Origin of the sequence: Pseudomonas algeriensis (assembly GCF_048847255.1) — a bacterium.
Lineage (GTDB): Bacteria > Pseudomonadota > Gammaproteobacteria > Pseudomonadales > Pseudomonadaceae > Aquipseudomonas.
Window position 1 is genome coordinate 263,775 of the sequence record NZ_JBKKRK010000003.1, and the last position, 25,895, is coordinate 289,669.

Annotated in this window: 21 protein-coding genes; 8 read left to right on the top strand and 13 right to left on the bottom strand. The window is 60.4% G+C overall.

The annotated features are described in order from the left end of the window. Positions 1–36: 36 nt before the first annotated feature. The gene (locus ACLK1G_RS06510; RefSeq protein WP_420764679.1) at positions 37–744 is read right to left on the bottom strand and encodes a TetR/AcrR family transcriptional regulator; all 708 of its coding nucleotides are present in this window, start codon (positions 742–744) and stop codon (positions 37–39) included. A 240-nt stretch (positions 745–984) separates the two neighbouring features. Between ACLK1G_RS06510 and lexA the strand changes: the two genes are divergently transcribed. Together lexA and sulA are read left to right on the top strand one after the other, a co-directional pair. Further along, positions 985–1,593: a transcriptional repressor LexA gene (gene lexA / locus ACLK1G_RS06515; protein ID WP_420764680.1), complete on the top strand. Its 609-nt coding sequence runs from the start codon at positions 985–987 to the stop codon at positions 1,591–1,593. A gap of 10 nt (positions 1,594–1,603) precedes the next feature. Continuing rightward, positions 1,604–2,077, top strand: coding sequence for an SOS-induced cell division inhibitor SulA (gene sulA, locus ACLK1G_RS06520; protein ID WP_420764681.1), 474 nt, complete (start codon positions 1,604–1,606; stop codon positions 2,075–2,077). A 67-nt stretch (positions 2,078–2,144) separates the two neighbouring features. On the opposite strand, the gene ACLK1G_RS06525 is transcribed toward sulA, so the two are convergent. The 7 genes from ACLK1G_RS06525 to ACLK1G_RS06555 all read right to left on the bottom strand — a co-directional run bounded on the left by ACLK1G_RS06525 (position 2,145) and on the right by ACLK1G_RS06555 (position 10,569). Next, positions 2,145–2,378 (bottom strand): hypothetical protein, encoded by a 234-nt coding sequence (locus ACLK1G_RS06525; RefSeq protein WP_003183419.1) that lies wholly within the window; start codon positions 2,376–2,378, stop codon positions 2,145–2,147. Between the two features lie 92 nt (positions 2,379–2,470). Then, on the bottom strand, positions 2,471–2,995 hold the full coding sequence (locus ACLK1G_RS06530) for a DUF6586 family protein (protein WP_420764682.1): 525 nt from the start codon (positions 2,993–2,995) through the stop codon (positions 2,471–2,473). A 222-nt stretch (positions 2,996–3,217) separates the two neighbouring features. Further along, positions 3,218–5,830: a type I DNA topoisomerase gene (gene topA / locus ACLK1G_RS06535; protein ID WP_420764683.1), complete on the bottom strand. Its 2,613-nt coding sequence runs from the start codon at positions 5,828–5,830 to the stop codon at positions 3,218–3,220. 115 nt (positions 5,831–5,945) lie between these two features. Further along, complete coding sequence (locus tag ACLK1G_RS06540; protein ID WP_420764684.1) at positions 5,946–6,182, bottom strand: DUF1653 domain-containing protein; 237 nt, start codon at positions 6,180–6,182, stop codon at positions 5,946–5,948. A gap of 110 nt (positions 6,183–6,292) precedes the next feature. Then, positions 6,293–7,468, bottom strand: coding sequence for an acetyl-CoA C-acyltransferase FadA (fadA, locus tag ACLK1G_RS06545; RefSeq protein WP_420764685.1), 1,176 nt, complete (start codon positions 7,466–7,468; stop codon positions 6,293–6,295). A gap of 30 nt (positions 7,469–7,498) precedes the next feature. Beyond that, positions 7,499–9,646, bottom strand: a complete 2,148-nt coding sequence (fadB, locus tag ACLK1G_RS06550; protein ID WP_420764686.1) for a fatty acid oxidation complex subunit alpha FadB — start codon at positions 9,644–9,646, stop codon at positions 7,499–7,501. A gap of 485 nt (positions 9,647–10,131) precedes the next feature. Further along, positions 10,132–10,569, bottom strand: a complete 438-nt coding sequence (locus tag ACLK1G_RS06555; protein WP_420764687.1) for a hypothetical protein — start codon at positions 10,567–10,569, stop codon at positions 10,132–10,134. A gap of 102 nt (positions 10,570–10,671) precedes the next feature. Here ACLK1G_RS06555 and ACLK1G_RS06560 point away from each other — a divergent pair, with 102 nt between their 5' ends. Further along, entirely contained in the window at positions 10,672–11,112 is a 441-nt protein-coding gene (locus tag ACLK1G_RS06560; protein ID WP_420764688.1) for a universal stress protein, read from the top strand. Between the two features lie 107 nt (positions 11,113–11,219). Here the strand turns inward: ACLK1G_RS06560 and ACLK1G_RS06565 are convergent, their stop codons facing one another. After that, entirely contained in the window at positions 11,220–13,139 is a 1,920-nt protein-coding gene (locus ACLK1G_RS06565; RefSeq protein ID WP_420764689.1) for an ATP-binding cassette domain-containing protein, read from the bottom strand. A gap of 215 nt (positions 13,140–13,354) precedes the next feature. Between ACLK1G_RS06565 and ACLK1G_RS06570 the strand changes: the two genes are divergently transcribed. Beyond that, positions 13,355–15,283, top strand: a complete 1,929-nt coding sequence (locus ACLK1G_RS06570; protein WP_420764690.1) for a transglycosylase SLT domain-containing protein — start codon at positions 13,355–13,357, stop codon at positions 15,281–15,283. A gap of 129 nt (positions 15,284–15,412) precedes the next feature. On the opposite strand, the gene ACLK1G_RS06575 is transcribed toward ACLK1G_RS06570, so the two are convergent. Then, positions 15,413–17,221, bottom strand: coding sequence for an ABC transporter transmembrane domain-containing protein (locus ACLK1G_RS06575; RefSeq protein ID WP_420764691.1), 1,809 nt, complete (start codon positions 17,219–17,221; stop codon positions 15,413–15,415). A 218-nt stretch (positions 17,222–17,439) separates the two neighbouring features. Here ACLK1G_RS06575 and ACLK1G_RS06580 point away from each other — a divergent pair, with 218 nt between their 5' ends. Continuing rightward, positions 17,440–17,619, top strand: coding sequence for a PA1571 family protein (locus tag ACLK1G_RS06580; protein ID WP_003199629.1), 180 nt, complete (start codon positions 17,440–17,442; stop codon positions 17,617–17,619). Positions 17,620–17,681: 62 nt separating this feature from the next. On the opposite strand, the gene pdxB is transcribed toward ACLK1G_RS06580, so the two are convergent. Next, positions 17,682–18,824, bottom strand: a complete 1,143-nt coding sequence (gene pdxB / locus ACLK1G_RS06585; protein ID WP_420764692.1) for a 4-phosphoerythronate dehydrogenase PdxB — start codon at positions 18,822–18,824, stop codon at positions 17,682–17,684. Positions 18,825–19,117: 293 nt separating this feature from the next. Here pdxB and ACLK1G_RS06590 point away from each other — a divergent pair, with 293 nt between their 5' ends. Then, positions 19,118–20,521 (top strand): MATE family efflux transporter, encoded by a 1,404-nt coding sequence (locus tag ACLK1G_RS06590; protein ID WP_420764693.1) that lies wholly within the window; start codon positions 19,118–19,120, stop codon positions 20,519–20,521. On the opposite strand, the gene tusA is transcribed toward ACLK1G_RS06590, so the two are convergent. Next, the gene (tusA, locus tag ACLK1G_RS06595; RefSeq protein WP_420764694.1) at positions 20,518–20,769 is read right to left on the bottom strand and encodes a sulfurtransferase TusA; all 252 of its coding nucleotides are present in this window, start codon (positions 20,767–20,769) and stop codon (positions 20,518–20,520) included. The genes ACLK1G_RS06590 and tusA overlap by 4 nt on opposite strands. A 187-nt stretch (positions 20,770–20,956) precedes the next feature. Next, positions 20,957–22,030 carry a 23S rRNA (cytidine(2498)-2'-O)-methyltransferase RlmM gene (rlmM, locus tag ACLK1G_RS06600; protein ID WP_420764695.1) on the bottom strand — a complete coding sequence of 358 codons (1,074 nt, stop codon included), beginning with the start codon at positions 22,028–22,030 and terminating at the stop codon, positions 20,957–20,959. A 172-nt stretch (positions 22,031–22,202) separates the two neighbouring features. Between rlmM and acnA the strand changes: the two genes are divergently transcribed. Both acnA and ACLK1G_RS06610 read left to right on the top strand, forming a co-directional pair. Then, entirely contained in the window at positions 22,203–24,944 is a 2,742-nt protein-coding gene (acnA, locus tag ACLK1G_RS06605; protein ID WP_420764696.1) for an aconitate hydratase AcnA, read from the top strand. A gap of 115 nt (positions 24,945–25,059) precedes the next feature. Beyond that, the gene (locus tag ACLK1G_RS06610) at positions 25,060–25,848 is read left to right on the top strand and encodes a CPBP family intramembrane glutamic endopeptidase (RefSeq protein ID WP_420764697.1); all 789 of its coding nucleotides are present in this window, start codon (positions 25,060–25,062) and stop codon (positions 25,846–25,848) included. The last annotated feature ends 47 nt before the right edge of the window (positions 25,849–25,895 follow it).

Consider the following 25,895-nt stretch of genomic DNA (forward strand, 5'->3'; position numbering starts at 1 on the left):
CTTAGCGGATGTAGCCATCCGCGCCCACCCGTGTGCCTATGCCTTGGCGAGCGCCGGCGTCGATTTGCTGCGCGGACGCAGCTGCGCGGCCGCCATTGCTTCATCGGTGACGCCGCTTTCGGCGCGCATGCCCGCTGCCAGGAACGGCACCATCAGGCGCATCACCTGCTCGATCGACGTATTCACGCCGAAGTCGGTCTCGGCGATAGCCCGCAGCGCCTTGATGCCCGACATGCTGAATGCCGCGGCACCGAGCATGAAGTGCACACGCCAGAACAATTCGATAGGTGGTATGCGCGGCGCGGCTTCGTTGACCAGCAGCATGTAGCGACGGAACACCTTGCCGTACATGTCTTCGAGATAGCGCCGCAAGTGCCCTTGGCTCTGGCTGAATGCCAGGCCCAGCAGACGCATGAATATGGAGAGGTCGTTACCGCTGCGTGGCTGGACCACGAGGGCTTGTTCGACCAGGATCTCGAGCAGCTCTTCCAGAGTGGGCTTGACGTCAGGCTTGGCCTGGCGACGCTCCAGCTCGCGATCGAGGCTGATACAGAACGGCCCTAGGAAGCGCGAAAATACCGCTTGGATCAGGGCTTTTTTCGAGCCGAAGTGGTAGTTCACCGCCGCCAGGTTCACCCCGGCCTTGCTGGTAATCAGACGCAAAGAGGTTTCGGCGAAACCTTTTTCCGCGAACAATTGCTCGGCAGCATCGAGAATGCGTTCAACGGTTTCCGACTGGGCCATGGCTACTCCGCCTGACAAACACTTGTTTGAAACATACGTTTCAGCCTGGGGCTTGTCAAGCCTGCCGGGGCATTTTGCGAACGTCCGGTCAGGTATTTAACCACACCTTTGGCGAGCTGTAGCACAGTCCCTGCCAGCGGTTCCATCAACCGTCTGGCAGCCTGGCGAAAAAGGAGGATTGCCAACTGACTCGTACTGTATATAATCCCAGTCACTGTATAAAAAGACAGAGCGATCGATATGCTAAAGCTGACGCCACGCCAAGCAGAGATTCTGGCCTTCATCAAACGCTGCCTAGAAGACAACGGCTATCCGCCGACCCGTGCGGAAATCGCTCAGGAACTGGGTTTCAAATCCCCCAACGCGGCTGAAGAGCACCTCAAGGCGCTGGCCCGCAAGGGTGCAATAGAAATGACGCCCGGAGCATCCCGGGGGATTCGCATCCCCGGCTTCGAAGCCAAGGCCGACGACACCACCCTGCCTATCATCGGGCGCGTGGCCGCCGGCGCGCCTATCCTCGCCCAGCAGCACGTCGAGGAGTCTTGCAACATCAATCCTTCGTTCTTTCACCCGAGGGCCGATTATCTTCTGCGCGTGCACGGTATGAGCATGAAGGACATCGGTATCTTCGATGGCGATCTCCTGGCTGTCCACACCACCCGTGAAGCCCGTAACGGCCAGGTCGTGGTGGCGCGGATCGGCGATGAAGTCACCGTCAAGCGCTTCAAGCGCGAGGGCAGCAAGGTCTGGTTGATCGCCGAGAACCCGGAATTCGCCCCCATCGAAGTGGACCTGAAAGACCAGGACCTGGTTATCGAAGGCTTGAGCGTTGGCGTCATTCGCCGCTAAAGGAGGCTTTATGCAATTTCCTCATACACCACAGCACACACAACTTCCGCTGTTCGAGGCATTCATGGCCCAACCGCTGGTTCCAGTCCTGAACGAGGTCATCGAGTCGCCCTGGAGCGTCGAACCCGAGGCTTTCAGCGAGCTGTCGTTGCGTGGTGCGGCGGGAAATTGCCTGAACCTGCTAGCGCCGATCCTGAGAGAACTGAGCCAGGACCAGGACGCTCGCTGGCTTACGCTGATCGCACCACCGGCCAGCGTAACGCAGGCCTGGTTGCGAGACGCTGGTCTCAATCGCGAGCGAATCCTGCTATTGCAGCCGCGCGGCAGCCAGAGCGCCCAGCAGTTGACCTGCGAAGCGTTGCGCCTGGGGCGCAGTCATACGGTGGTTAGCTGGCTCAATCCCTTGACCGCGACCGCGCGTCAGCAATTGATCAGCGCCGCGCGCACCGGCGATGCACAAAGCCTGAATATTCGATTGGGATAAACGCAGGGCTTCTCCAGGACAGAGAAGCCAGACCAGTCACATTGCTTCAAAAGCCGACAAACGGGGATCAATGTAGAACCCGCGGCCCCTCTTCCTTGTTGAATTCGCCTTCAACCAGGCGACCTGCCATCTGGACACCCACGCTGAGCATCGCCTTGGCGACCTCGACATGTTGGCCCTGAAGAAACACCTTGGCATCCTCGGAGAAGTTCAGGGTAACCAGCGAACCCTCGTCTTCAGCCCGGCGCAGCTCAATGCGACCATCAGGAAGTTCGACAATTTCTAGAAAGGACGTAGGCATAAAAGTCTGTTCTCCACGAAAGGCGGGGATTATATAGTCATCGGCCAAGCTTCGCTCAGGATCTTGACCAAGCGTTACCGACGGCCATCACGTCAGCATTCGTTCAAGCCGTCACGGAACCGAACCGCCAGGCTTTTGAGATTCTGACGCCAGCTCTCCAACTCTTCCCGACTCAGCTCTGGCTCTGGTTCCTGCTCGTCAAGATTGACCGCGACAATCAACGGCTGGGTAACATCACCTTTCGGTTTACGCGGGGCCCGTGGCGGCTGGAATAACGCGGCATGAGCCGCCAGCAACTTGGCCAGCCAGGTCTCGCGGTTCTGCGCCAACTCGACCATTTCCGCCAGCTCGGGAATCGCAAGGCTGTCCAGTACTTCTGGCATCAGCATCAGTTCGGCCCGAGACGCATTCGCCTGGGGCAAGCGATAGAACCCGGCAATTTCGTGGCAAAGACCCAGCAAGGCGCCGTACAAATGAAACAGCACGGATTCACGCCCAGCCTGGACCAGCGCGGGAGCATTCATGGCGCGCCCATCCTCTGCCCTGGCAAGCGCTTCGAGCGACAGGCCGGCAAAATAAATCTTCTGATTGGTACGGGTGTAGAGTTCGTGGGCCATGGCGGCATTCTCCCCAACGAAATAAAAGCGTCACGCAGGTGCGACAGTGTCGTGGATCAACCGAAGCTACTGCAAGCCAAAAACTGAAAGGCCGAATGAAAACCCAAGGGTTGTCATGCGGCCTTTTGCTTACGCGGCGTTTAGAACAACGACTGAATCGCCCAGCGGGAGCAAGCTCCCTCGCCACGAGGATCGCGCAGATTCAAATCCTTTCGCCATCAATCAGCGCTTGTCTTCAACGGTCCACTTACCACCGTCGTAGAACGCTTTCCAACCGGTAGGCTTGCCGTCAACCTCGGTCTGCACGTATTGCTCCTTGGTCTTGCGGCTGTAGCGGATCACCGCTGGGCGGCCATCCGGATCCTTCTGCGGCGCGTCGCAGAGGAAATGATACTTCGGATCGATCTCATCCTTGTGCGGCAAGATCTCGATCACCAGCGGCGCCCGAGTCTCGCGATTCTTCGGAAACTGGCTGGCTGCCAGGAACAGGCCGGATGCACCATCACGAAGGATGTAGGTGTCATTTACCTTCTCGCACTTGAGCTCGGGCATCTTCACCGGATCCATCTTCGGCGGCGCCGCGTCACCGCTCTTGAGCAGCTTGCGGGTGTTCTTGCAGGTCGGATTGGTGCAACCGAAGAACTTGCCGAAACGGCCGGTTTTCAGCTGCATTTCGCTGCCACACTTGTCGCATTCCAGGCTCGGACCTTCGTAGCCCTTGATGCGATAGGTGCCCTCTTCGATCTCGTAGCCGGCGCAGTCAGGATTGTTACCGCAGATGTGCAGCTTGCGCTTTTCATCCAGCAGGTAAGCATCCATCGCTGTGCTGCAGATAGGGCAACGGTGTTTGCCGCGCAGCACCAGAGACTCCGACTCACCTTCGTCGTCCGCGGCGATTTCGTCGCCTGGCACCAGGTTGACCGTCGCCTTGCAGCGCTCCTTCGGCGGCAGGCTGTAACCCGAGCAACCCAGGAATACACCGGTCGACGCGGTACGGATCTGCATCGGACGCCCGCAGGTCTGGCATGGAATATCGGTCATGACCGGCTGGTTCGCCCGCATGCCGCTTTCCGGACTTTCGGCCACTTCCAGTTTTTTCTTGAAGTCGCCGTAGAACTCGTCGAGTACGTTCTTCCAGTCCCGCTCACCCTGGGCCACGTCGTCCAGGTTCTCTTCCATGCCGGCGGTGAAGCCGTAGTCCATCAGGTTCGAGAAACTCTCGGACAAGCGCTCGGTGACGATGTCCCCCATCTTTTCCGAATAGAAGCGACGGTTGTGCAGCGTCACGTAGCCGCGATCCTGGATGGTGGAAATGATCGCCGCATAGGTCGAAGGACGACCGATGCCACGCTTTTCCATCTCCTTGACCAGGCTGGCCTCGGAATACCGTGCCGGCGGCTTGGTGAAGTGCTGGGTCGGATCCAGCTTGATCAGCTTCATCACGTCGCCCTGGGCCATGTCCGGCAGGACGTCATCGTCCCCCGGCTTGGTGATCTGCGGCATGACGCGGGTATAGCCGTCGAACTTCAGGATACGACCCTTGGCGCGCAGCTCGAAATCGCCAGCACCGACGCTGACCGTGGTCGACAGGTATTGCGCAGGTAGCATCTGGCATGCCAGGAACTGGCGCCAGATCAGCTCGTAGAGACGCTCGGCGTCGCGTTCCATGCCCGACAGCTTGCTTGGCTCGGTATTGGCGTCGGAAGGACGAATCGCTTCGTGAGCCTCCTGGGCGCCTTCCTTGCTGCTGTACACGTTCGGCGTATCCGGCAGGTACTTCTTGCCAAACTCGCTTTCTATATAAGTACGCGCCATCGCCACGGCATCGGCCGAGAGATTGGTCGAGTCGGTACGCATATACGTGATGTAGCCCGCTTCGTACAGACGCTGGGCCATCATCATGGTCTTCTTCACACCGAAGCCCAGGCGGTTGCTCGCCGCCTGCTGCAAGGTGGACGTAATGAAGGGCGCCGACGGCTTGCTGCTGGTGGGCTTGTCTTCGCGCTTGACGATGCTGTAGCTGGAAGCCTTGAGCTTCTCCAGCGCTGCCATGGCCTGGGCTTCATTGAGCGGCTTGAAGGCTTCGCCTTTCTCGCGAGCCACTTCGAAACGCACGGTAGCGCCCTTGGCGGTACCGAGATCAGCATGGACTTCCCAATATTCTTCGGGATTGAACGCACGGATTTCCCGCTCGCGCTCCACCACCAGCTTTACCGCCACCGACTGCACACGACCGGCCGACAGGCCACGGGCGATCTTGGCCCACAACAATGGCGAGACCATGTAGCCCACGACGCGGTCAAGGAAGCGCCGCGCCTGTTGGGCATTGACCCGGTCGATGTCCAGCTCGCCCGGCTGGGAGAAGGCTTCCTGGATAGCCTTCTTGGTGATTTCGTTGAACACCACGCGCTTGTAGCGGCTGTCATCCCCACCGATGGCTTCGCGCAGGTGCCAGGCGATGGCTTCCCCTTCGCGGTCCAAGTCCGTCGCGAGATAAATGGTGTCGGCGTCCTTGGCGAGCCGACGCAGTTCTTCGATGACCTTTTCCTTGCCCGGAAGGATCTCGTACTTGGCTTTCCAGCCGTGCTCCGGATCGACTCCCATGCGTGAGACCAGCTGCTTGCGCGCCTTGTCTTTCGGCGACAGCGCCGGCGCTTCACCAGCGGCCGCCTTGCCGCGCTTGGCGGCTGGCTCCTTGCTGGCGCTAGCCGAACCGCTGGTGGGCAGGTCTCGGATATGGCCGATACTCGACTTCACCACGTATTGGTTGCCCAGATACTTGTTGATGGTCTTGGCCTTAGCCGGGGATTCCACAATGACCAGCGATTTGCCCATGGATCAGAAAATTCCTGAATTCTAAAAAGTGAAAGGCGGTTGGCGCCTGACGCGGCACCGCTATATATAGTGGCTGCAAGGTGAGGTCAAGGGCGGGGTCGCCCTCACACTGGCCTCAAGACTTGGAAAAGATGCTCTCCTCGACCTGCACCAAAGCAAAGCGCGGCACCTGTTCGCCGTCAACTTCGACAGACTCCTGGAACATGCTCAACGGACGCACCCAAAAGCCGTAATCGCCATACAGGGCTTGATAGAAGACCACTTCTTCCTCGGTCTCGGAATGCCGCGCAACGCTGAATACGCGGTACTGCGGACCTTTGTAATGTTGGTAGAGCCCAGGTTGTATCGGCATGCGTTGGCCCTCACTCAAATTTTTTTCAAAATAAAAACAAAATCTTTCTTTTACTAAACCCGAAAAACAAAAACCGGGGCACTTGGCCCCGGCTTCCATCAACGCAACGCTTAGACGCGTTCGAAGACAGTGGCGATGCCCTGGCCGAGGCCAATGCACATGGTGGACACCCCTAAAGTGCCGCCGTTCTGCTTCATGACGTTGAGCAGCGTGCCAGAGATACGCGCACCAGAGCAACCGAACGGGTGACCCAGGGCGATCGCGCCGCCGTGCAGGTTAACCTTCTCGTTCATCTTGTCGAGTACTTTCAAATCTTTCAGCACAGGCAGCGCCTGTGCGGCGAAAGCTTCGTTGAGCTCGAAGAAGTCGATATCGGAAATGCTCAGGCCCGCGCGCTTCAAGGCTTTCTGCGTAGCCGGTACTGGACCATAGCCCATGATCGCCGGGTCCACACCCGCGACAGCCATCGAACGAATCACGGCCATCGGCTGGATGCCCAGGTCCTGGGCACGCTGGGCCGACATCACGATCATGCACGAGGCACCGTCGGTGATCTGCGACGAAGTACCCGCCGTCACGGTGCCGCCCTTAGGATTGAAGGCCGGCTTCAAGGTCGCCAGGCTTTCCAGGGTGGTTTCCGGACGAATGGTTTCGTCGTAGTCGAACAGTTTCAAGAAGCCGTTCTCGTCGTAGCCCTGCATCGGGATGATTTCATCCTTGAACTTGCCTTCCACCGTCGCCTTGTGGGCGAGCTGGTGGGAGCGCACGCCAAAGGCGTCCTGCTGTTCGCGGGTGATGCCATGCATCTTGCCGAGCATTTCCGCGGTCAGGCCCATCATGCCCGAGGCTTTTGCCGCGTACAGCGACATGTGCGGGTTCGGATCGACACCGTGCATCATGCTCACGTGGCCCATGTGCTCGACACCACCGACCACGAACACATCACCGTTACCAGTCATGATCGCCTGGGCGGCGGTGTGCAGCGCGCTCATGGACGAACCGCACAGGCGGCTGACCGTCTGGCCGGCAGCGGTGTGAGGGATCTGGGTCATCAGCGAAGCCATGCGGGCGATGTTCCAGCCCTGCTCCAAGGTCTGGTTCACGCAGCCCCAGATCACGTCCTCGACTTCGTTGGGGTCGACCTTGACGTTGCGTTCCAGCAGTTTGCTGATCAGGTGCGCCGACATGTCTTCGGCGCGAGTGTTGCGGTGCATGCCGCCCTTGGAGCGGCCCATCGGCGTACGACCGAAGTCGACAATCACGACGTCTCTAGGATTCAAGCTCATAAATGTTCTCTCGCTCTAGTCGTTGGGCGCTTAACCGAAGAAACGCTGGCCGTTCTTGGCCATTTCACGCAGCTTCGCGGTCGGGTGGTACAACGCGCCCAGATCAGCGTACTGGTCAGCCAGGGCAACGAACTCGGCCACACCGATCGAATCGATGTAGCGCAGCGCACCGCCACGGAATGGAGGGAAACCGATGCCGTAGACCAGACCCATGTCGGCTTCGGCGGCGGTTTCGACAATGCCGTCTTCCAGGCAACGCACGGTTTCCAGGCACAGCGGGATCATCATCCAGTTGATGATGTCCTCGTCGGTGACTTCGCGCTGCTCGTAGACGATCGGCTTGAGCACTTCGAGCACCGACGAATCGGCGACTTTCTTCTGCTTGCCGCGCTTGTCGGTTTCATAGGCGTAGAAGCCCTTGCCGTTCTTCTGTCCCAGGCGCTTGGCTTCGTAGAGCACGTCGACGGCGGAACGACGGTCGTCTTTCATGCGGTCCGGGAAGCCTTCAGCCATGACGTCGCGACCGTGGTGGCCGGTGTCGATGCCGACCACGTCCATCAGGTACGCCGGGCCCATCGGCCAGCCGAATTTTTCCATGATCTTGTCGATGCGCACGAAGTCCACACCGGCACTGACCAGCTTGGCGAAACCGCCGAAGTACGGAAACAGCACGCGGTTGACCAAAAAGCCCGGGCAATCGTTGACGACGATCGGGTTCTTGCCCATTTTTTTGGCGTAGGCCACGGTGGTGGCAATCGCCTCCTCGCTGGATTTCTCGCCACGGATCACTTCCACCAGGGGCATCATGTGCACCGGGTTGAAGAAATGCATGCCGACGAAGTTTTCCGGACGCTTGAGGGCTTTGGCCAGCAGCGAAATGGAAATGGTCGAGGTGTTCGACGCGAGGATGGTGTCCTCTTTGACCTTGTCTTCGACTTCAGCCAGAACCGCCTGCTTGACCTTCGGGTTCTCGACAACCGCTTCGACCACCAGGTCGACGTGGCCGAAATCGCCGTAGGACAACGTCGGACGAATGCCATTGAGCACTTCGGCCATCTTCGCGGCGGTCATGCGACCTTTGTCGACGCGACCGACCAGCAGCTTGGCGGCTTCGGCCAACCCCTGCTCGATGCCGTGTTCATTGATGTCCTTCATCAGGATCGGCGTGCCCTTGGACGCCGACTGATAGGCGATGCCGCCACCCATGATGCCGGCGCCGAGCACGGCGGCCTGTTTCACGTCACGGGCAATTTCGTCGTAGGCCTTGGCCTTTTTCTTCAGCTCCTGATCATTGAGGAACAGACCGATCAGGCTCTGGGCGGCAGACGTCTTGGCCAGTTTCACGAAACCGGCGGCTTCGACTTCCAAGGCTTTGTCGCGACCGAAATTCGCGGCTTTCTGGATGGTCTTGATCGCCTCGACCGGCGCCGGGTAGTTCGGGCCCGCCTGGCCGGCGACGAAACCTTTGGCGGTCTCGAAGGCCATCATCTGTTCGATGGCGTTCAGCTTGAGTTTTTCCAGCTTCGGCTGGCGCTTGGCCTTGTAGTCAAACTCGCCGCTGATGGCGCGCTTGACGGTTTCAAGGGCCGCCTCCAGAAGCTTGCCGGGTTCGACCACCGCATCCACGGCGCCGACTTTCAGCGCGTCTTCGGCACGGTTTTCCTTGCCAGCGGCAATCCACTCGATAGCGTTGTCAGCACCGATCAGGCGCGGCAGGCGCACGGTGCCGCCGAAACCCGGGTAGATGCCCAGCTTGACTTCCGGCAGGCCGATCTTGGCCGCGGTGGACATGACGCGGTAGTCCGCCGCCAGGCACATTTCCAGGCCGCCACCCAGTGCGATGCCGTTGATGGCCGCGACAGTCGGTACGTTGAGGTCTTCAAAGTCGCTGAAGATACGGTTGGCTTCGAGGTTGCCAGCGATCAGTTCGGCATCGGGCAGCTTGAAGTTGTCGACGAATTCGGTGATGTCGGCGCCGACGATGAACACGTCCTTGCCACTGCTGACGATCACACCCTTGATCGACGCATCTGCCTTGATAGTGTCCACGGCCTGACGCAATTCATTCAGGGTTAGACGGTTGAACTTGTTGACGGACTCACCCTTGAGGTCGAATTTCAGTTCGACGATGCCACTTTCAAGAGCCTTAACCGTGATGGCTTTACCTTCGTAAATCATCAACTGATCTCCACGATATGGAAGCTGAACAGTACACGTTGGACGCTGGCCCCTGGCTCCACATGGACATAACCGCCGATGCTACGCCAATCCGCCAGACACACCCGTCAACGCGATAGTCGGGTTCTGTAGGAACGTTCTGAAAATACAAACGCTCAATTCATACGCCCGTTTGATTTGGGTACGTCACCTTCACGGAATTTCCGACAATTGTCAATCGCCCTAAACAGGCGTTTGAACGGGACTCCGCAGTCATTTCCGTACCGCCTGGATCCGTAACACGACCTTGCATCAGCGACCATTCATAGAATCAATCATTAGAAAAGTCGCCCTAATTCCAGGCGCACCGGATTCAACCGACTAAGCTGGTGACAATATGATTGAGTACGCGGGGAACAGGACGTTTCGAAGCACGCCCTGGAAAGAATGGTTTTACCGGCCTGCCTGGCCAACCCGCCCGATGATGCTGTCGGGCTTTTTTACGCTCAGGCCAACGCCTTTAATACGGCAGAAATGTCCTGCAAAACACTGGCTTCGCCTTTCTCTCCCCAATACAGGGCGATCATTTGCCGGTCGGCCTCGACCTTATAGACATTGGCTGGCAATGCTCGGAAGTGGCCGAGCAACGCTTCATCCTGGCACACCTCCTGCCATTGGTTGACCCACACCCCTGGAGCCTTTTGCCAATAACTCCAGCTGGCCGGCTGACTGCCCCGCCGGGCTCGGTGGTACTGCGCACAGGGGTTTGGTGGCTGCTGGCCAAGCCAATGGGGCCAGTCTTGCGGGGTCAATCGCATGGCCAGCCCGAGGCGTCGCGCCTCCATGCGAAGGGCTATACGCCCGCTCTGTGCGCGGGACGGTCGCAACCATGCCAGGGGGCTTAATACCACCAACAGGATTGACACCACTATCCAGACCGTCATATCTGTACTCCCGAATTCTGATGAGCCCATTGACCTGTATCGCCATCAATGCGCTTGAAACCAGCCATACTTACCGTATCGCCATTCTCTGGAGTGCTTTTCATGTACTACGAACACATCCTGGTCGCCGTCGACCTTACTGAAGAATGCGATCCCGTCGTCAAGCGAGCCCTCGCCCTTTGCGAAGGGCGGGACAACAAACTGTCGCTGGTGCATATCGTCGAGCCGATGGCGATGGCCTTCGGCGGTGACGTTCCGATGGATCTTTCCCAGTTGCAACAGCAGCAGTTCGACCAGGCCAAGGAACGCCTTGACCGATTGATCGTGAAATACCCTGCCTTGAAAAAGGAAAACAGCCACCTGACCTATGGCCAGCCGCGCCAGGAGATCCATCACCTGGCCAAGGAGCAAGGCTGCGACCTGATCGTGGTCGGCAGCCATGGCCGCCATGGCCTGGCGTTGCTGCTGGGCTCCACCGCCAACGACGTGCTGCATGGCGCGCCTTGCGATGTGCTGGCGGTGCACCTGGTCAAGCGCACCTGACCCTGGACCTTCGGGAGCGAGCAAGCTGGCTCCCACAAGGGATTGCGTTTCAAATAAAAAAATCCCGGCGTTCATTGCTGAATGCCGGGAATCTTCTCAACAGCGGATCAAGCGTCCAGCTCAGCCCAACGCTCGACCAGCGCATCCAGCTCAGCCTGCAACTGTTCCAGATGCGCGATTACCTTGGCGGTTTCGGCCGCGGGACGCTGGTAGAAGCCGGCATCAGCCATCTCGGCCTCCACCGCGGCGATCTGCTGCTCCTTCGCGTCGATATCACCTGGCAAGGCTTCCAGTTCTCGCTGCAGCTTGTAGCTGAGCTTTTTCTTGGTCGGAGCCGGTGCGGCAGCGGCGGCAACCGGCGCCGGCTCGGCCTTGACGACCGCGGAGTTCAAGTCGGCCTTGCCTGATTTGCTCTCTGTCACACCCAGCAGGCGCGGCGAGCCGCCTTGGCGTAGCCAATCCTGATAACCACCGACATATTCGCGAACCAGCCCCTCGCCTTCGAACACCAACGTGCTAGTGACCACGTTATCGAGGAAGGCCCGATCGTGGCTGACCATCAGCACGGTGCCGTTGAACGTCAACAACACTTCTTCCAGCAGCTCGAGGGTTTCCACGTCCAAGTCGTTGGTTGGTTCGTCGAGCACCAGCAGGTTCGCCGGCTTGCTGAACAACTTGGCCAGCAGCAGCCGCGCCCGCTCACCACCAGACAGCGCTTTCACCGGCGTACGGGCGCGCTGTGGGCTGAACAGGAAGTCGCCGAGGTAACTCAATACGTGGCGGCTCTGGCCATCGATTTCGATGAAGTCGCGGCCTTCGGCGACGTTGTCGATCACGGTTTTTTCCAAGTCCAACTGATGGCGCAACTGGTCGAAATAGGCGACGTCGATCTTTGTCCCCTCCTCCACTTTGCCGCTGGTCGGCACCAGGCCGCCAAGCATCAGCTTGAGCAGGGTCGTCTTGCCGGTACCGTTGGCGCCAAGCAGGCCGATCCGGTCACCGCGTTGCAGGACCATGGAGAAATCCTTGATCAGGAACGGGCCGCCCGGATGGGCGAAACTGACATCTTCCAGCACCATGACCTGCTTGCCCGACTTGTCGGCCGTCTCGAGCTGGATATTGGCCTTGCCGGTGCGCTCGCGACGTTCGCTACGCTCCACGCGCAATGCCTTGAGGGCGCGCACACGGCCTTCGTTACGAGTCCGTCGGGCCTTGATGCCCTGGCGGATCCACACTTCTTCCTGGGCCAGGCGCTTGTCGAACAAGGCGTTGGCGGTTTCTTCCGCCGCCAGCACCGCTTCCTTGTGCACCAGGAAACTGGCGTAGTCGCCGTTCCAATCGATCAGGCCGCCACGATCCAGTTCGAGGATGCGGGTCGCCAGGTTCTGCAGGAAAGAACGGTCGTGCGTGATGAACAGAACCGCCCCTTGGAAATCCTTCAGCGCTTCTTCAAGCCAGGCGATGGCACCGATGTCCAGGTGGTTGGTCGGTTCGTCGAGCAGCAAAAGGTCTGGCTCGGACACGAGGGCCTGGGCCAGCAGCACCCGACGACGCCAGCCGCCGGACAGCTCGGCCAAGGTCTTGTCAGCCGGGAGTTGCAGGCGGCTCAAGGTGCTGTCGACCAATTGCTGCAGGCGCCAGCCATCACGGGCCTCGAGGTCGTGCTGCACATGCATCAGCTTGTCCAGGTCGGCATCGGTGACGATGTTCTGGCTCAGGTGGTGATATTCGGCCAGCAGCGCGCCGACACCGTCCAGGCCTTCGGCAACCACGTCGAACACGGTCCGCTCGTCGGCTACCGGCAGCTCTTGGGGCAGCTCGCCGATTTTCAGCCCGGGCGCACGCCAGACGGAGCCGTCATCGGGCTTCTGATCCCCCTTGACCAGCTTCATCATGCTGGACTTGCCAGTGCCGTTGCGGCCGATGATGCACACCCGCTCTCCACGGGCGATCTGCCAGGACACCTTGTCCAACAACGGCATCGCGCCGAAAGCAAGGGACACATCGCTGAATTTGAGCAGGGTCATGAGCTTCTCCAAAAACCGGGCGCGCATTCTACCTGAGAAGAGACCTCAAAAGTCCGTCAATTTCGTCGTCGAAGCACTCTGTACTACAAATGTTGCCAAGTTGTGCCAACAGTCCCGCAAAGCTTTCGCCGGTTGCTGGCAAAAGGCTAAGCTACAGGCAAATTACCCTGGGTTTCTCCTTGGGCTTGTCATGTTTATCTTTGCCCGGACGTATCATGCGCAGTCGCCTTTTCAGTGTTTTATCTTGTTTGTTTGTATGTGCCACTGCCGTTCAAACCGCCCATGCGGTGGATATTTCCACCCAGCGCCAGTACTACGACGAGGCCAAGCGTGCTCTGGCCAAAGGCGATTCCGCTCCCTACTTTCGCTACAGTCAGGCCCTGCGCGATTATCCGCTGGAACCGTACCTGGCCTATGACGAACTGACTGCGCGACTCAAGAGCGCGAGCAACGCCGAAATCGAAAAATTCCTCGCCGAACATGGCGACCTGCCCCAGGCCAACTGGATGAAGTTGCGCTGGTTGCGCTGGTTGGCCGAACGTGGCGACTGGGCAACCTTCGTCAAGTATTACGATCCCAAGCTCAACTTCACCGAGCTGGATTGCCTCAACGCTCAATATCAACTGAGCCATGGCCTTAAGGCCGAAGGTTATGCCAACGCCGAGAAACTATGGCTTACCGGTAAATCCCAGCCGACGGCTTGCGACGCGCTGTTCGGCATGTGGGCCGCGCAAGGCCAGTTGACCGAGCAGAAACGCTGGGAGCGCGCGAAACTGGCGGCCCAGGCACGCAACTATCCGCTGGCCAATAGCCTGATCAGCGGCCTGACCACCCTTGCCCCCCGAGGCGAGCTGTTGGTTGACGTCGCGCAAAAGCCCGAACTGCTCAACCAGCCTTCGCGCTTCATGCCCGCCGATGAGCCCATGTCCGATGTCGTCAGTCTTGGGCTGCGCCGCCTGGCCCGCCAGGACCCGGAAAAAGCCATGTCATTGCTGGAGGGCTATGCCAGCACCATGCGTTTCTCTCGGGACGAGAAGGTCGCCATCGCCCGGGAAATCGGCCTGACCCTGGCCAAGCGCTTCGATAGCCGCGCCCTGGATGTCATGACCAAATATGACCCGGAGCTTCGGGACGACACCGTATCGGAGTGGCGCTTGCGCCTGCTCCTGCGCCTCGCCCGCTGGGACGACGCCTACCAACTGACCCGCCGCCTGCCCGAATCGCTGGCGAGCACCAATCGCTGGCGCTACTGGCAGGCCCGTAGCCTGGAACTGGCGCAGCCACAGAACCCCGAAGCGCTGACGCTCTACAAGCACCTGGCTCGCGAGCGTGATTTCTACGGTTTCCTGGCCGCCGACCGGTCCCAGTCACCGTATTCGCTGGTGAACAAGCCGCTGCCCATGAGCCAGGCGCTGATCAACAAAGTCCGCAATACACCGGGCATACGCCGGGCACTGGAATTCCACGCGCGTGGTCAAATCGTGGACGGACGCCGCGAGTGGTATCACGTCAGCCGCCATTTCAGCCGGGACGAAATGGTCGCCCAGGCGAAACTGGCCTACGACCTCAAGTGGTATTTCCCAGCTATCCGCACCATCAGCCAGGCCAAATACTGGGATGACTTGGATATCCGTTTCCCGATGGCCTACCGCGACACGCTGGTGCGAGAAGCCAAGATCCGCGGTTTGCACCCTAGCTGGGCGTTCGCCATCACCCGGCAGGAAAGTGCGTTCATGGACGACGCCCGCTCCGGTGTCGGCGCCAGCGGCCTCATGCAATTGATGCCGGCCACGGCCAAGGAAACCGCGCGCAAATTCAATATTCCCCTGGCATCACCGCAGCAAGTCTTCAACCCGGACAAGAATATCCAGCTGGGCGCGGCGTACCTGAGCCAGGTGCACAGCCAGTTCAACGGCAACCGCGTCCTCGCCTCCGCCGCCTACAACGCCGGCCCCGGTCGCGTGCGCCAATGGTTGCGCGGTGCAGACCACCTGAGCTTCGACGTCTGGGTCGAAAGCATCCCCTTCGACGAAACCCGCCAATACGTGCAGAACGTGTTGTCGTACTCGGTCATCTACGGCCAGAAGCTCAACTTGCCGCAACCGCTGGTGGACTGGCATGAGCGGTATTTTGATGATCAGTGAGTGGAAGCCCCATCCTTGAGAAAACTGTGGGAGTAAGCCTGCTCGCGAAGCGATAGACCGGCAACTTTAGGGTTGACTGTCGCACCGCTTTCGCGAGCAGGCTCGCTCCCACAATAGCTTGGCTCGAGCTCAGCTTTGCGACTCACCCTGCTGACTGAACTGCAACGCTGCCAACCGCGCATACAGCGCATTGCTTGCAACCAGTTCCTGATGGCTACCCACCGCAACCACCTTGCCTTGGTCCATCACCGCAATCCGGGCGGCGTTTTTCACCGTGGCCAGGCGATGGGCGATGACCAGGGTGGTACGGTTCTTCATCAGGCTGGGCAAGGCTTGCTGGATCAGGTGTTCACTTTGCGCGTCGAGGGCGCTGGTGGCTTCGTCCAGTAGCAGGATTGGCGCGTCCACCAGCAGGGCCCGGGCGATCGCCAGGCGTTGGCGCTGGCCGCCGGACAGTCCAAGGCCGCCATCGCCCAGGTGGGTCTGGTAGCCGTCAGGCATTTTTTCTATGAAATCATGGGCGTGGGCGATCTGCGCAGCCTCGCGTACCTGCTCGAATGTTGCTTGGGGATTGCCGTAGCGAAGATTTTCTTCGACCGTGCCGAAAAACAGTGCCGGGTTTTGAGAAACCAGGGCGAAATGACGACGCAGGTCCAAAGGGTCGACCGAGGTCAACGGCACGTCGTCGATCAGGATCCGCCCTTGCACCGGATCGTAGAAGCGCAGCAGCAGGTCATACACCGTTGACTTGCCCGCGCCGGATGGCCCGACGAGGGCCAGGGTTTCGCCGGCCTTGATGCTCAGGTCGAGGCCATCGACCGCATAGCTGTCCGGTCGGGAGGGGTAGGAAAAACGCACGCCTTCAAGGCGCAAGTCACCCCGCACCCGCTCCGGCAACGTCACCAGCCCTGTGACCGGTGGCTGGATAATGTTCTGCGAACGCAGCAACTCGGCAATGCGTTCCGCGGCGCCCGCTGCCCGTTGCAGCTCGCCGATCACTTCGCTGAGGGTGCCAAAGGCGCTGCCAACGATCAGGCTGTAGAACACGAACGCCGCGAGCTCGCCGCCGGAAATCCGCCCGGCGATCACATCCATGCCGCCGACCCAGAGCATCACCCCTACCGCACCCAGCACCAGCACGATCACCAGGGTGATCAACCAGGCCCGCTGGGCGATGCGCTTGCGGGCGGTGTCGAAGGCTTGCTCCACCGTCACGGAAAAACGTTGTTCATCCTGGACCTGGTGGTTGTAGGCCTGCACGGTCTTGATCTGGCCGAGGGTTTCGGAGACGTAGCTGCCGACGTCGGCGATGCGATCCTGGCTCTGGCGCGACAAGCTGCGCACCCGTCGCCCGAACACCAGGATCGGCGCCAGGACCAATGGCAGGGCAATGACCACGATACTGGTCAGCTTGGGGTTGGTGACAAACAGCAGCACGATGCCGCCAATCACCATCAAGGCGTTGCGCAGGAACAACGACAGCGACGAACCAATCACCGATTGCAGCAGAGTCGTATCGGCGGTCAGGCGTGACTGGATTTCCGAACTGCGATTGTTCTCGTAGAAGCCCGGGTGCAGATACACCAGGTGATTGAAGACCTGCCGCCGGATATCGGCCACCACCCGCTCACCGATCCATGACACGAGATAAAAGCGTGCAAACGTACCGATAGCCAGGCCCACCACCAGCACCATGAACAGGCCTATGGACTGATTGAGCAGATGCGGCGAACGGGTCATGAAGCCTTGGTCCACCAGCAGGCGGATCCCTTGGCCCATGGACAACGTGATACCGGCCGTGACAATCAGGGCCAGCAAAGCACCGGCGACCTGTTTGCGGTAAGGGGCGATGAAGCCGCTGGCCAGGCGTATTGCGCGGCGATGTCGTGAAGAAAGCATCGAGAGTGTCCGATAATGCAACAGGAAAAGATTGGCCATCAGTACCGAAACGCAGCGGAACCAAGTGGAATCGAAATGAGTCAGGTTAAATATGACCGCCGAGACTAATGCCTAGATGTTATCGGTCTAACGTCTGGCTGGAAACGCGAGTGTGTTTCTGGTTGAGTGGAGCTGTCGTCATGGACCTTCAAGGAGTGTCATGGCTCGGTCACCTGACGACATTACGATAGGCACGCAACCTGATGAGGAGACAGGCCATGTCCTTGCAACACAGCAGCGACGACAAGATTCAAGTAATCCGCACGCAACCGGACCAGTCCCTGGGCTGCTCGTTCATCGATGCCCAAGGGCGCGAAGTACCGATCACCGAAGACATGATCCAGAAAGCCTGCAGCGAGCTGGAGAAACGACTGGTCAAACCTGCCGAACAAAAGTGATACAGCCCGTCTTCAATTGAACCCGACCTTGATGTCGGGTTTTTTATGCCTGTTCACCGGGCTTAAACGATAGTAGCTCCCAAGGCCGTCACGATCTGCTGCAAGGCCGTCGACTGCCCTTCAATACGCACCTTCAAGCTGTCGATCTCCCGGCGTGGCGGGTAATGCTTGCGCAACGCATCAAACGCACTGCGCTGCTCACTCACCGTACCGATCAAGCTGCGGCGAAAATCCGCATCGTCGCGGCGCGGGTCGTACACGCTCCGGCACAACACCGCCAGCGCCCAGGCCGGGTCGGTATCGGCATCCAGCGTGATGCCTCCGAGCCAGGGCCGGGGTAACAAGTCGGCCAGATCGACTTCGGCGGGCCGCCCAAGAAAATCGCACAGGGCCTGGTAGATCTGCGCCGTGCCGCGCTGGCGACCGTCAAGGCTGTAGCCGGCAATGTGCGGGGTGGCGATCACGCAGAGGTCGGCCAGGTCCACGTCCACCGTCGGCTCCTGCTCCCAGACATCAAGCACCGCCTGGAGGTCTTCGCGCTCCAACAGCACCTCGCGCAACGCCGAGTTATCGATGACCGGGCCGCGCGCGGCGTTGATCAGCCAGGTGCCAGGCTTCAGGCTGTTCAAGCGATGCTCATCAAAAAGGTGCCAAGTCACGTGCTCACCCGTGCGAGCCAATGGCGTGTGCAGGCTGATGACGTCGCATTCCTCGATGATCTGCTCCAGGCTCACGTAGTCGCCGCCTTCGGCAGCGTGGCGAGGCGGGTCGCAGACTTTCACAGCCCAGCCCAGGCCCTTGAGCACCTCGATCAACCGCCCACCTACCTGCCCCGCGCCGACCACGCCAAACGTGCGCCGCGCAAGATCCGCGCCTTCGATCTCAGCCAGGGCCATAAGGCTGCCCAGTACGTAATCCACCACGCCACGGGCATTGCAGCCAGGCGCGCTGGCCCAGCGGATGCCGGCCTCGGCAAAATAATCCAGGTCCAGGTGATCAGTGCCAATGGTGCAAGTGCCGACGAAGCGCACCTTGCTGCCTTCCAGCAGGGCTCGATTGACCTGGCTGACCGACCGCACCAACAGCACATCGGCCTGCTCTACCAATGCCCGGTCAATGCCCCGCCCCGGCACCCGGCGGATCTCACCGAAACCTTGGAAAAATGCATCGAGCAGGGGAATGTTTTCGTCGGCGACGATCAGCATGGCAGAGCTCCTTTGGCGGGACGGGCAGTGTAGGCGTTCCTCGCCTCGATGAGCCAGCCCATTACTTCAGTGAACCCGTTTGTGGCGAGGAAGCTTGCTCCCGCTGGCCTGCGAAGCGGGCCCAAAAGGCAGGCGACTGCCGCGCAGTCGAGCGGGAGCAAGTTCCCTCGCCACAACAGCATTCGTACGACTTAGCGAGCGATTACAAATCCACAACACAGGTTTTTTCCTGACCACTGCGTCAAGGCGTAGAATCCGCCGCCTTGCGTTTATCTTTTTCGGATGCTTGCCTCGTGAATCCTGCAATCGACACTCCTTCCGTCCTCTCTCGCCCCGCCCGGGTTCGCCTGGAGCTCAAGACGCTGCTCGCCCTCGCCTTGCCGATCATGGTGGCGCAAATGGCGACCACTGCCATGGGTTTTGTCGATGCGGTGATGGCCGGGCGGGTCGGCCCGCGGGACCTCGCCGCGGTGGCGCTGGGTAATTCGATCTGGGTGCCGGTATTCCTGTTGATGACCGGCACGCTGCTGGCCACTACGCCAAAAGTTGCCCAGCGTTTCGGGGCCGGCACGTTCGAACAGATTGGCCCCTTGGTGCGCCAGGCATTGTGGTTGGCCCTCGCGGTGGGGCTGGTCGCGACATTGGCGCTGTTCAGCGCCGAGCCGATCCTGCATGTGATGCACGTCGATCCCGAATTGATCGGCCCTTGCATGGAATACCTGCGGGGTATAGGCACCGGGCTCCCGGCAGTGGCGCTCTATTACGTACTGCGCTGTTTCAGCGACGGCCTGGGGCGCACGCGACCGGCCATGGTGCTGGGGCTGTGCGGACTGGCGCTGAACATTCCGCTCAATTACATCTTCATCTACGGGCACCTGGGCGTCCCGGCCATGGGCGGGGTTGGCTGCGGCTGGGCCACCGCCATCGTGATGTGGTTCATGGCAGCGGGCATGGCGATCTGGACGTATCGGGCCCCAATCTATCAATCGAGCCGTCTGTTCGCCCGTTTCGACTGGCCGCAATGGTCGATGATCAAGCGCCTGCTGGGCATTGGCCTGCCGATTGGCATCGCGGTGTTTGCCGAGTCGAGCATCTTTGCAGTGATCGCTCTGCTGATCGGCAGCCTCGGCGCCACGGTGGTGGCCGGGCACCAGATCGCGCTGAACTTCAGCTCGCTGGTGTTCATGATCCCCTACTCCCTGGGCATGGCCGTGACGGTACGGGTAGGCCAGGCGCTGGGGCGTGGCCAGCCTCGAGAGGCGCGCTTCGCCGCGGGCGTCGGCATGGGCACGGCCCTGGCGTACGCGTGCCTGTCAGCGAGCGTGATGTTCGCGCTGCGCGGCCCCATCGCAGCGATCTACACAGCCGATCCGCGGGTGATCGAGGTCGCATCGATGCTGATCGTCTACGCGGCGCTGTTCCAGTTTTCCGATGCGATCCAGGTCACGGCGGCCGGCGCATTGCGCGGCTACCAGGACACCCGGGTGACGATGATCCTGACGCTCTTCGCTTACTGGGGCATCGGCTTGCCGGTGGGTTACGCCCTGGGCCTGACCGACAGGCTCGGCACCGCCAGTGGCCCAAGCGGATTATGGCAAGGCTTGATCGTGGGGTTGAGCTGCGCGGCGCTGATGCTGTCGATTCGCCTGGCACGCAGCGCGCGAGGGCAGATCCGCATCAGCCGTGCGACGGGTTAGGCGAGTTTCTTGCGGATCCAGTAGAGGTAGGTGCCGGCGTCCTCTTGCTGGGCCACCAGCTCGTGGTCCAGAAACACGCAGAACTTAGGGATGTCGCGGCGAGTCGAGGGGTCGGTGGCGATGACTTTGAGCAGGCCACCTGGGGCCAGGTCGCGGATATGCTGGTGCAACATCATTACCGGTTCCGGGCAATTCAGACCAGTGGCATCCAGCGTGCCGTCGATTGGCGCATCGTTCATTTCACTCATGATCTACTCCTGAAACTGGCCGGCATTGTCGCGCAATGTGGGCGTTCGGTCACCCCTGGTTCAACACTGCACCCTGTGGGAGCGAGCTTGCTCGCGATGGCGTCGACACATTTAACATTGATGCAAGCTGACCCACCGCTATCGCGAGCAGGCTCGCTCCCACAAGGGCTTCATTGGCTTTCGAGGACTAACGGGACTTCGTTTTTTTGGTGTCCAACCGCCGCAGATGACACGTCACCTCCTCTCGGTCGTGGTACAGCTGCTTGCAGCCGATCTCGACCTGGATGCCCCGGGCCTTGAAACCCTCGGCGATGCGTTCGAGCAGGCGTTTCACCTCGGCGTAACGCTGTTTCATCGGCAACTTGAGGTTGACCACGGCCTCGCGGCAATGGCCCTCGCCGATCCACTCTTCCAGCATCGCCGCGTTGCGCGCCGGTTTCTCGACGATGTCGCAGACCATCCAGTCGACCGGCTGCCTGGGCTTGAACGTGAATCCGTCTGCCATCAAGTGCTGCACCAGGCCGGTGTCCATCAGGCTTTCGGCCATTGGGCCATTATCGATGGCCGTCACCAGCATGCCACGGTTGACCAATTGCCACGTCCAGCCACCCGGCGCCGCACCGAGGTCCACACCGGTCATGTCGCTGTGCAGGCGTTCGTCCCACTGGTCCCGAGGAATGAAATGGTGCCAGGCCTCCTCGAGCTTGAGTGTGGAGCGGCTCGGCGCGTCCCGGGGGAACTTCAGGCGCGGGATACCCATCGGCCACATCGCTGAGTTATCCGCCTCAGCCAGGCCAAGGAAGACTTCACGACCGCTCTTGAAGGTCAACAGCAGGCGCGGCTTGCGCGGGTCGTCCAGCAGTTTCCCTGCCCCGCCCAAGGCCTTGCGCAGCGGGCCTTCGAACTTCTTGCAGAAGTTCGACAGTTCCTTGCCGTCGTTCGTGTCAACCACCTCCAGCCACAGGCTGCCACACGTCGGGAAGGCCGCCATGTGGGTCAGGATGACGCTGATTCGGTCGGTCTCAGGCAGTTCGATGAACGTGCCACGCGCCCACTGCCGAGGAAAAATCAGATCGGCGAAACGTTGCGCGCGCATCAACCGCTCGGCGCCGTCCTCTTCGGTACAGACAAATTCGGCGCAGGCGCTGGCCGGCTTGGCCTTGGCGTACCCGGCGACGTTGAGCCGGGCCGCGTGTTCGGCGATCTCGGAACAGACCTCGCCTTCGAAGCCCGGCCGGCAGTGCATGAAAAGCGTGTTCATTGAAACTCCGTAGCAAAGCCTGTCACGAAAACCGGCGCATGATAGCGGAGTTCGGAACCGCGAACCTTGCTATACAGTCCAGTGATTAGTCATACGTTCAAAACAGGGCTAGGTTAAAGGCTCTGTCCGTTCCGTCAGTCCGTAGCCGTGCGGACTCAAAGGAGTGATTTCAATGCCGTCCATCGATAGCCTGAAAACCCTTAAAACATTGCAAGTCGACGCCAGGACCTACCATTATTTCAGCCTGCCGGACGCAGCGCGAAGCCTGGGCGACTTGGACAAGTTGCCGATGTCCCTCAAGGTTCTGCTGGAAAACCTGTTGCGCTGGGAAGATGACAAAACCGTCACCGGCACCGACCTCAAGGCGCTGGCCGGCTGGCTCAAGGAGCGCCGTTCCGACCGCGAGATTCAATACCGCCCGGCCCGGGTGCTGATGCAGGACTTCACCGGCGTCCCCGCCGTGGTCGACCTGGCGGCCATGCGCGCAGCGGTGGAAAAGGCCGGCGGCGATCCGCAGAGGATCAATCCGCTGTCACCGGTCGACCTGGTCATCGACCACTCGGTGATGGTGGACAAGTTCGCCAGCCAACAGGCCTTCGAGCAGAACGTCGACATCGAGATGCAGCGCAACGGCGAACGCTACGCCTTCCTGCGTTGGGGCCAGAGCGCGTTCGACAACTTCAGCGTGGTGCCACCGGGCACCGGCATCTGCCACCAGGTCAACCTTGAATACCTGGGCCGTACCGTATGGACCAAAGAGGAAGACGGTCGTCTCTACGCCTTCCCCGACACCCTGGTCGGCACCGACTCCCACACCACCATGATCAATGGCCTGGGCGTGCTCGGCTGGGGCGTCGGCGGTATCGAAGCGGAAGCGGCGATGCTCGGCCAACCGGTATCGATGCTGATTCCGGAAGTCATCGGCTTCAAACTCGTCGGCAAACTGCGCGAAGGCATCACCGCCACCGACCTGGTGCTGACCGTCACGCAGATGCTGCGCAAGAAAGGCGTGGTGGGCAAATTCGTCGAGTTCTATGGCGACGGTCTAGCCGACCTGCCATTGGCCGATCGCGCCACCATCGCCAACATGGCCCCGGAGTACGGCGCCACCTGCGGCTTCTTCCCCGTGGACGATGTGACGCTGGACTACCTGCGCCTGTCCGGCCGTCCGACGGAAACCGTGAAACTGGTGGAAGCCTACTGCAAGGCCCAGGGACTGTGGCGGTTGCCAGGGCAGGAACCGGTTTTCACTGACACGCTGGAACTGGACATGGGCAGTGTCGAAGCCAGCCTCGCCGGCCCCAAGCGTCCCCAGGACCGGGTGTCGCTGCCGAATGTCGGCCAGGCCTTCAGCGACTTCCTGGGCCTTCAGGTAAAGCCCACCAGCAAAGAAGAAGGTCGCCTCGAAAGCGAAGGCGGCGGCGGTGTCGCGGTTGGCAACGCCGACCAGGTGGGCGAAGCGGAATATGAATTCGAAGGCCAGACCCACCGCCTGAAGAACGGCGCCGTGGTCATCGCGGCGATTACGTCCTGTACCAACACCTCCAACCCCAGCGTGATGATGGCCGCCGGATTGCTTGCGAAAAAAGCCGTGGAAAAAGGCCTGGCCCGCAAGCCTTGGGTGAAGAGTTCCCTGGCACCGGGCTCGAAAGTGGTGACCGACTACTACAAGGCCGCCGGCCTGACCGAATACCTCGACAAACTCGGTTTCGACCTGGTGGGCTATGGTTGCACGACGTGTATCGGCAATTCAGGCCCGCTGCCCGATCCGATTGAAAAAGCCATCCAGAAAGCCGACCTGTCCGTGGCGTCCGTGCTGTCGGGTAACCGCAACTTCGAGGGACGGGTGCATCCTTTGGTGAAAACCAACTGGCTGGCCTCACCGCCACTGGTGGTCGCCTATGCCCTGGCCGGCACCGTGCGCATCGACATCAGCAGCGAACCGCTGGGCAACGACCGCGAAGGCAATCCGGTGTACCTGCGGGACATCTGGCCGAGCAGCAAGGAAGTGGCCGACGCGGTGGCTCAAGTGGACACAAGCATGTTCCACAAGGAATATGCCGCCGTGTTTGCCGGCGACGAGCAATGGCAAGCGATCGAGGTTCCACAAGCCGCGACCTACGTCTGGCAATCGGACTCCACGTACATCCAGCATCCACCGTTCTTCGACGATATTGGCGGGCCTCCACCCGCGGTCAAAAACGTGGAGGGTGCGCGGGTCCTCGCTCTGCTGGGAGACTCGGTGACCACGGACCACATCTCCCCCGCCGGCAACATCAAGGCGGACAGCCCGGCCGGTCGCTACCTGCGTGAACAGGGCGTCGAGCCACGGGACTTCAACTCCTACGGTTCGCGACGGGGCAATCACCAGGTCATGATGCGAGGCACCTTCGCCAACATCCGCATCCGCAACGAAATGCTCGGCGGCGAGGAAGGCGGCAATACGATCTATATCCCCAACGGCGAACGCATGTCGATCTACGATGCCGCGATGTTGTACCAGGCCACCGGCACGCCATTGGTGGTGATCGCGGGTCAGGAATACGGCACGGGGTCAAGTCGAGACTGGGCGGCCAAGGGTACGAACCTGCTGGGAGTCAAGGCCGTTATCGCCGAAAGCTTCGAGCGTATCCACCGCTCCAACCTGGTGGGCATGGGCGTGCTGCCGTTGCAATTCAAGCTCGATCAGAATCGCAAGAGCCTGAACCTCACCGGCAGGGAAACTTTGGACATCCTCGGTTTGAGCGACACCGAGCTGACGCCACGCATGAACCTGCCCGTGGTCATTACCCGCGAAGACGGTAGCCAGGAACGGATTGAAGTGTTGTGCCGGATCGACACCTTGAATGAAGTGGAATATTTCAAGGCCGGTGGCATCCTGCACTTTGTCCTACGGCAATTGATTGCAGGATAAAAAGAAGCGTCCTACGAAAACACCGCCTCAGATAGGCGGTGTTTTTGTATGGGCCTGCCTATAATCCCCGCCGGCTCTGCGAGCTTCGCCCGTTTTCCAGCCCCAAGGATTCGACATGCCCGCCCTACCCTGGCCCTACCTGGCCCTTCTCTCGATCGGCTATGGCTTCGCCCTGGTCTATGGCCACCTGGCCTGGACAGCGGCTATTTCGGTCGCGCTGCTGCTGTTCGCCGGGTATGCCGTTCGCCAGCGGCAGACGCCGGTCGGGCAGTTCCTCGGGCATTGCCTATTCGCGGTGCTCGCGGTCGCGCTGGCCCTGCACTGGATGCCAGGCTTCTTCAACGGCAGGGCCATCGCGGCACAACGTTTTACCGATGATGCCGTGCGATTCGCCATGTACCTGAACCAGGACAAGCCACTGATCGGCTTCTGGTTGCTGTTGTTCTGCCCATGGATCATCGGACGGCGCCCGTTTCGCTTGTCTGTCTATGCCACGGCCCTGGGCATGTGCATCAGTACGATCCTGGCCCTGGGCGGGGCCATGCTGCTGGGCATGATCAATTGGGCGCCTAAATGGCCAGACTCGGCCTGGCTGTGGGTCCTGAATAATCTTCTTCTGGTGACGTTGGTGGAGGAAGCGCTGTTTCGTGGCTATATCCAGGGAGGCCTGAGCCGGCGCTTTCAACACTTGCGCCATGGCGACAACCTCGCGTTACTGCTGGCCTCGCTGGTGTTCGGCCTGGTGCATGCCGGTGCCGGTTGGGAATGGGTGCTGCTGTCGGGGCTGGCCGGGATCGGTTACGGCCTGGCCTATCGATTGGGTGGCCTGGGTGCAGCGATAGCCACGCATTTTGGCCTCAACCTGCTTCACTTCACCCTGTTTACCTACCCGATGCTGGCGTGACACCGCCGGGAAGAATTACTTCAACAAAAAGCTGACGGTGCCGACAA

Bases quoted from the DNA above. Each gene is read 5' to 3' on its own strand.
- acnA (WP_420764696.1), top strand. From the start codon at position 22,203: ATGCCGTCCATCGATAGCCTGAAAACCCTTAAAACATTGCAAGTCGAC.
- rlmM (WP_420764695.1), bottom strand. From the start codon at position 22,030: ATGAACACGCTTTTCATGCACTGCCGGCCGGGCTTCGAAGGCGAGGTC.
- ACLK1G_RS06575 (WP_420764691.1), bottom strand. From the start codon at position 17,221: ATGGCCAATCTTTTCCTGTTGCATTATCGGACACTCTCGATGCTTTCT.
- pdxB (WP_420764692.1), bottom strand. From the start codon at position 18,824: ATGCTGATCGTCGCCGACGAAAACATTCCCCTGCTCGATGCATTTTTC.
- lexA (WP_420764680.1), top strand. From the start codon at position 985: ATGCTAAAGCTGACGCCACGCCAAGCAGAGATTCTGGCCTTCATCAAA.
- fadA (WP_420764685.1), bottom strand. From the start codon at position 7,468: ATGAGCTTGAATCCTAGAGACGTCGTGATTGTCGACTTCGGTCGTACG.
- ACLK1G_RS06565 (WP_420764689.1), bottom strand. From the start codon at position 13,139: ATGACCCTGCTCAAATTCAGCGATGTGTCCCTTGCTTTCGGCGCGATG.
- ACLK1G_RS06525 (WP_003183419.1), bottom strand. From the start codon at position 2,378: ATGCCTACGTCCTTTCTAGAAATTGTCGAACTTCCTGATGGTCGCATT.
- ACLK1G_RS06570 (WP_420764690.1), top strand. From the start codon at position 13,355: ATGCGCAGTCGCCTTTTCAGTGTTTTATCTTGTTTGTTTGTATGTGCC.
- ACLK1G_RS06560 (WP_420764688.1), top strand. From the start codon at position 10,672: ATGTACTACGAACACATCCTGGTCGCCGTCGACCTTACTGAAGAATGC.
- ACLK1G_RS06580 (WP_003199629.1), top strand. From the start codon at position 17,440: ATGTCCTTGCAACACAGCAGCGACGACAAGATTCAAGTAATCCGCACG.
- ACLK1G_RS06510 (WP_420764679.1), bottom strand. From the start codon at position 744: ATGGCCCAGTCGGAAACCGTTGAACGCATTCTCGATGCTGCCGAGCAA.
- sulA (WP_420764681.1), top strand. From the start codon at position 1,604: ATGCAATTTCCTCATACACCACAGCACACACAACTTCCGCTGTTCGAG.
- ACLK1G_RS06555 (WP_420764687.1), bottom strand. From the start codon at position 10,569: ATGACGGTCTGGATAGTGGTGTCAATCCTGTTGGTGGTATTAAGCCCC.
- ACLK1G_RS06610 (WP_420764697.1), top strand. From the start codon at position 25,060: ATGCCCGCCCTACCCTGGCCCTACCTGGCCCTTCTCTCGATCGGCTAT.
- topA (WP_420764683.1), bottom strand. From the start codon at position 5,830: ATGGGCAAATCGCTGGTCATTGTGGAATCCCCGGCTAAGGCCAAGACC.
- tusA (WP_420764694.1), bottom strand. From the start codon at position 20,769: ATGAGTGAAATGAACGATGCGCCAATCGACGGCACGCTGGATGCCACT.
- ACLK1G_RS06530 (WP_420764682.1), bottom strand. From the start codon at position 2,995: ATGGCCCACGAACTCTACACCCGTACCAATCAGAAGATTTATTTTGCC.
- fadB (WP_420764686.1), bottom strand. From the start codon at position 9,646: ATGATTTACGAAGGTAAAGCCATCACGGTTAAGGCTCTTGAAAGTGGC.
- ACLK1G_RS06540 (WP_420764684.1), bottom strand. From the start codon at position 6,182: ATGCCGATACAACCTGGGCTCTACCAACATTACAAAGGTCCGCAGTAC.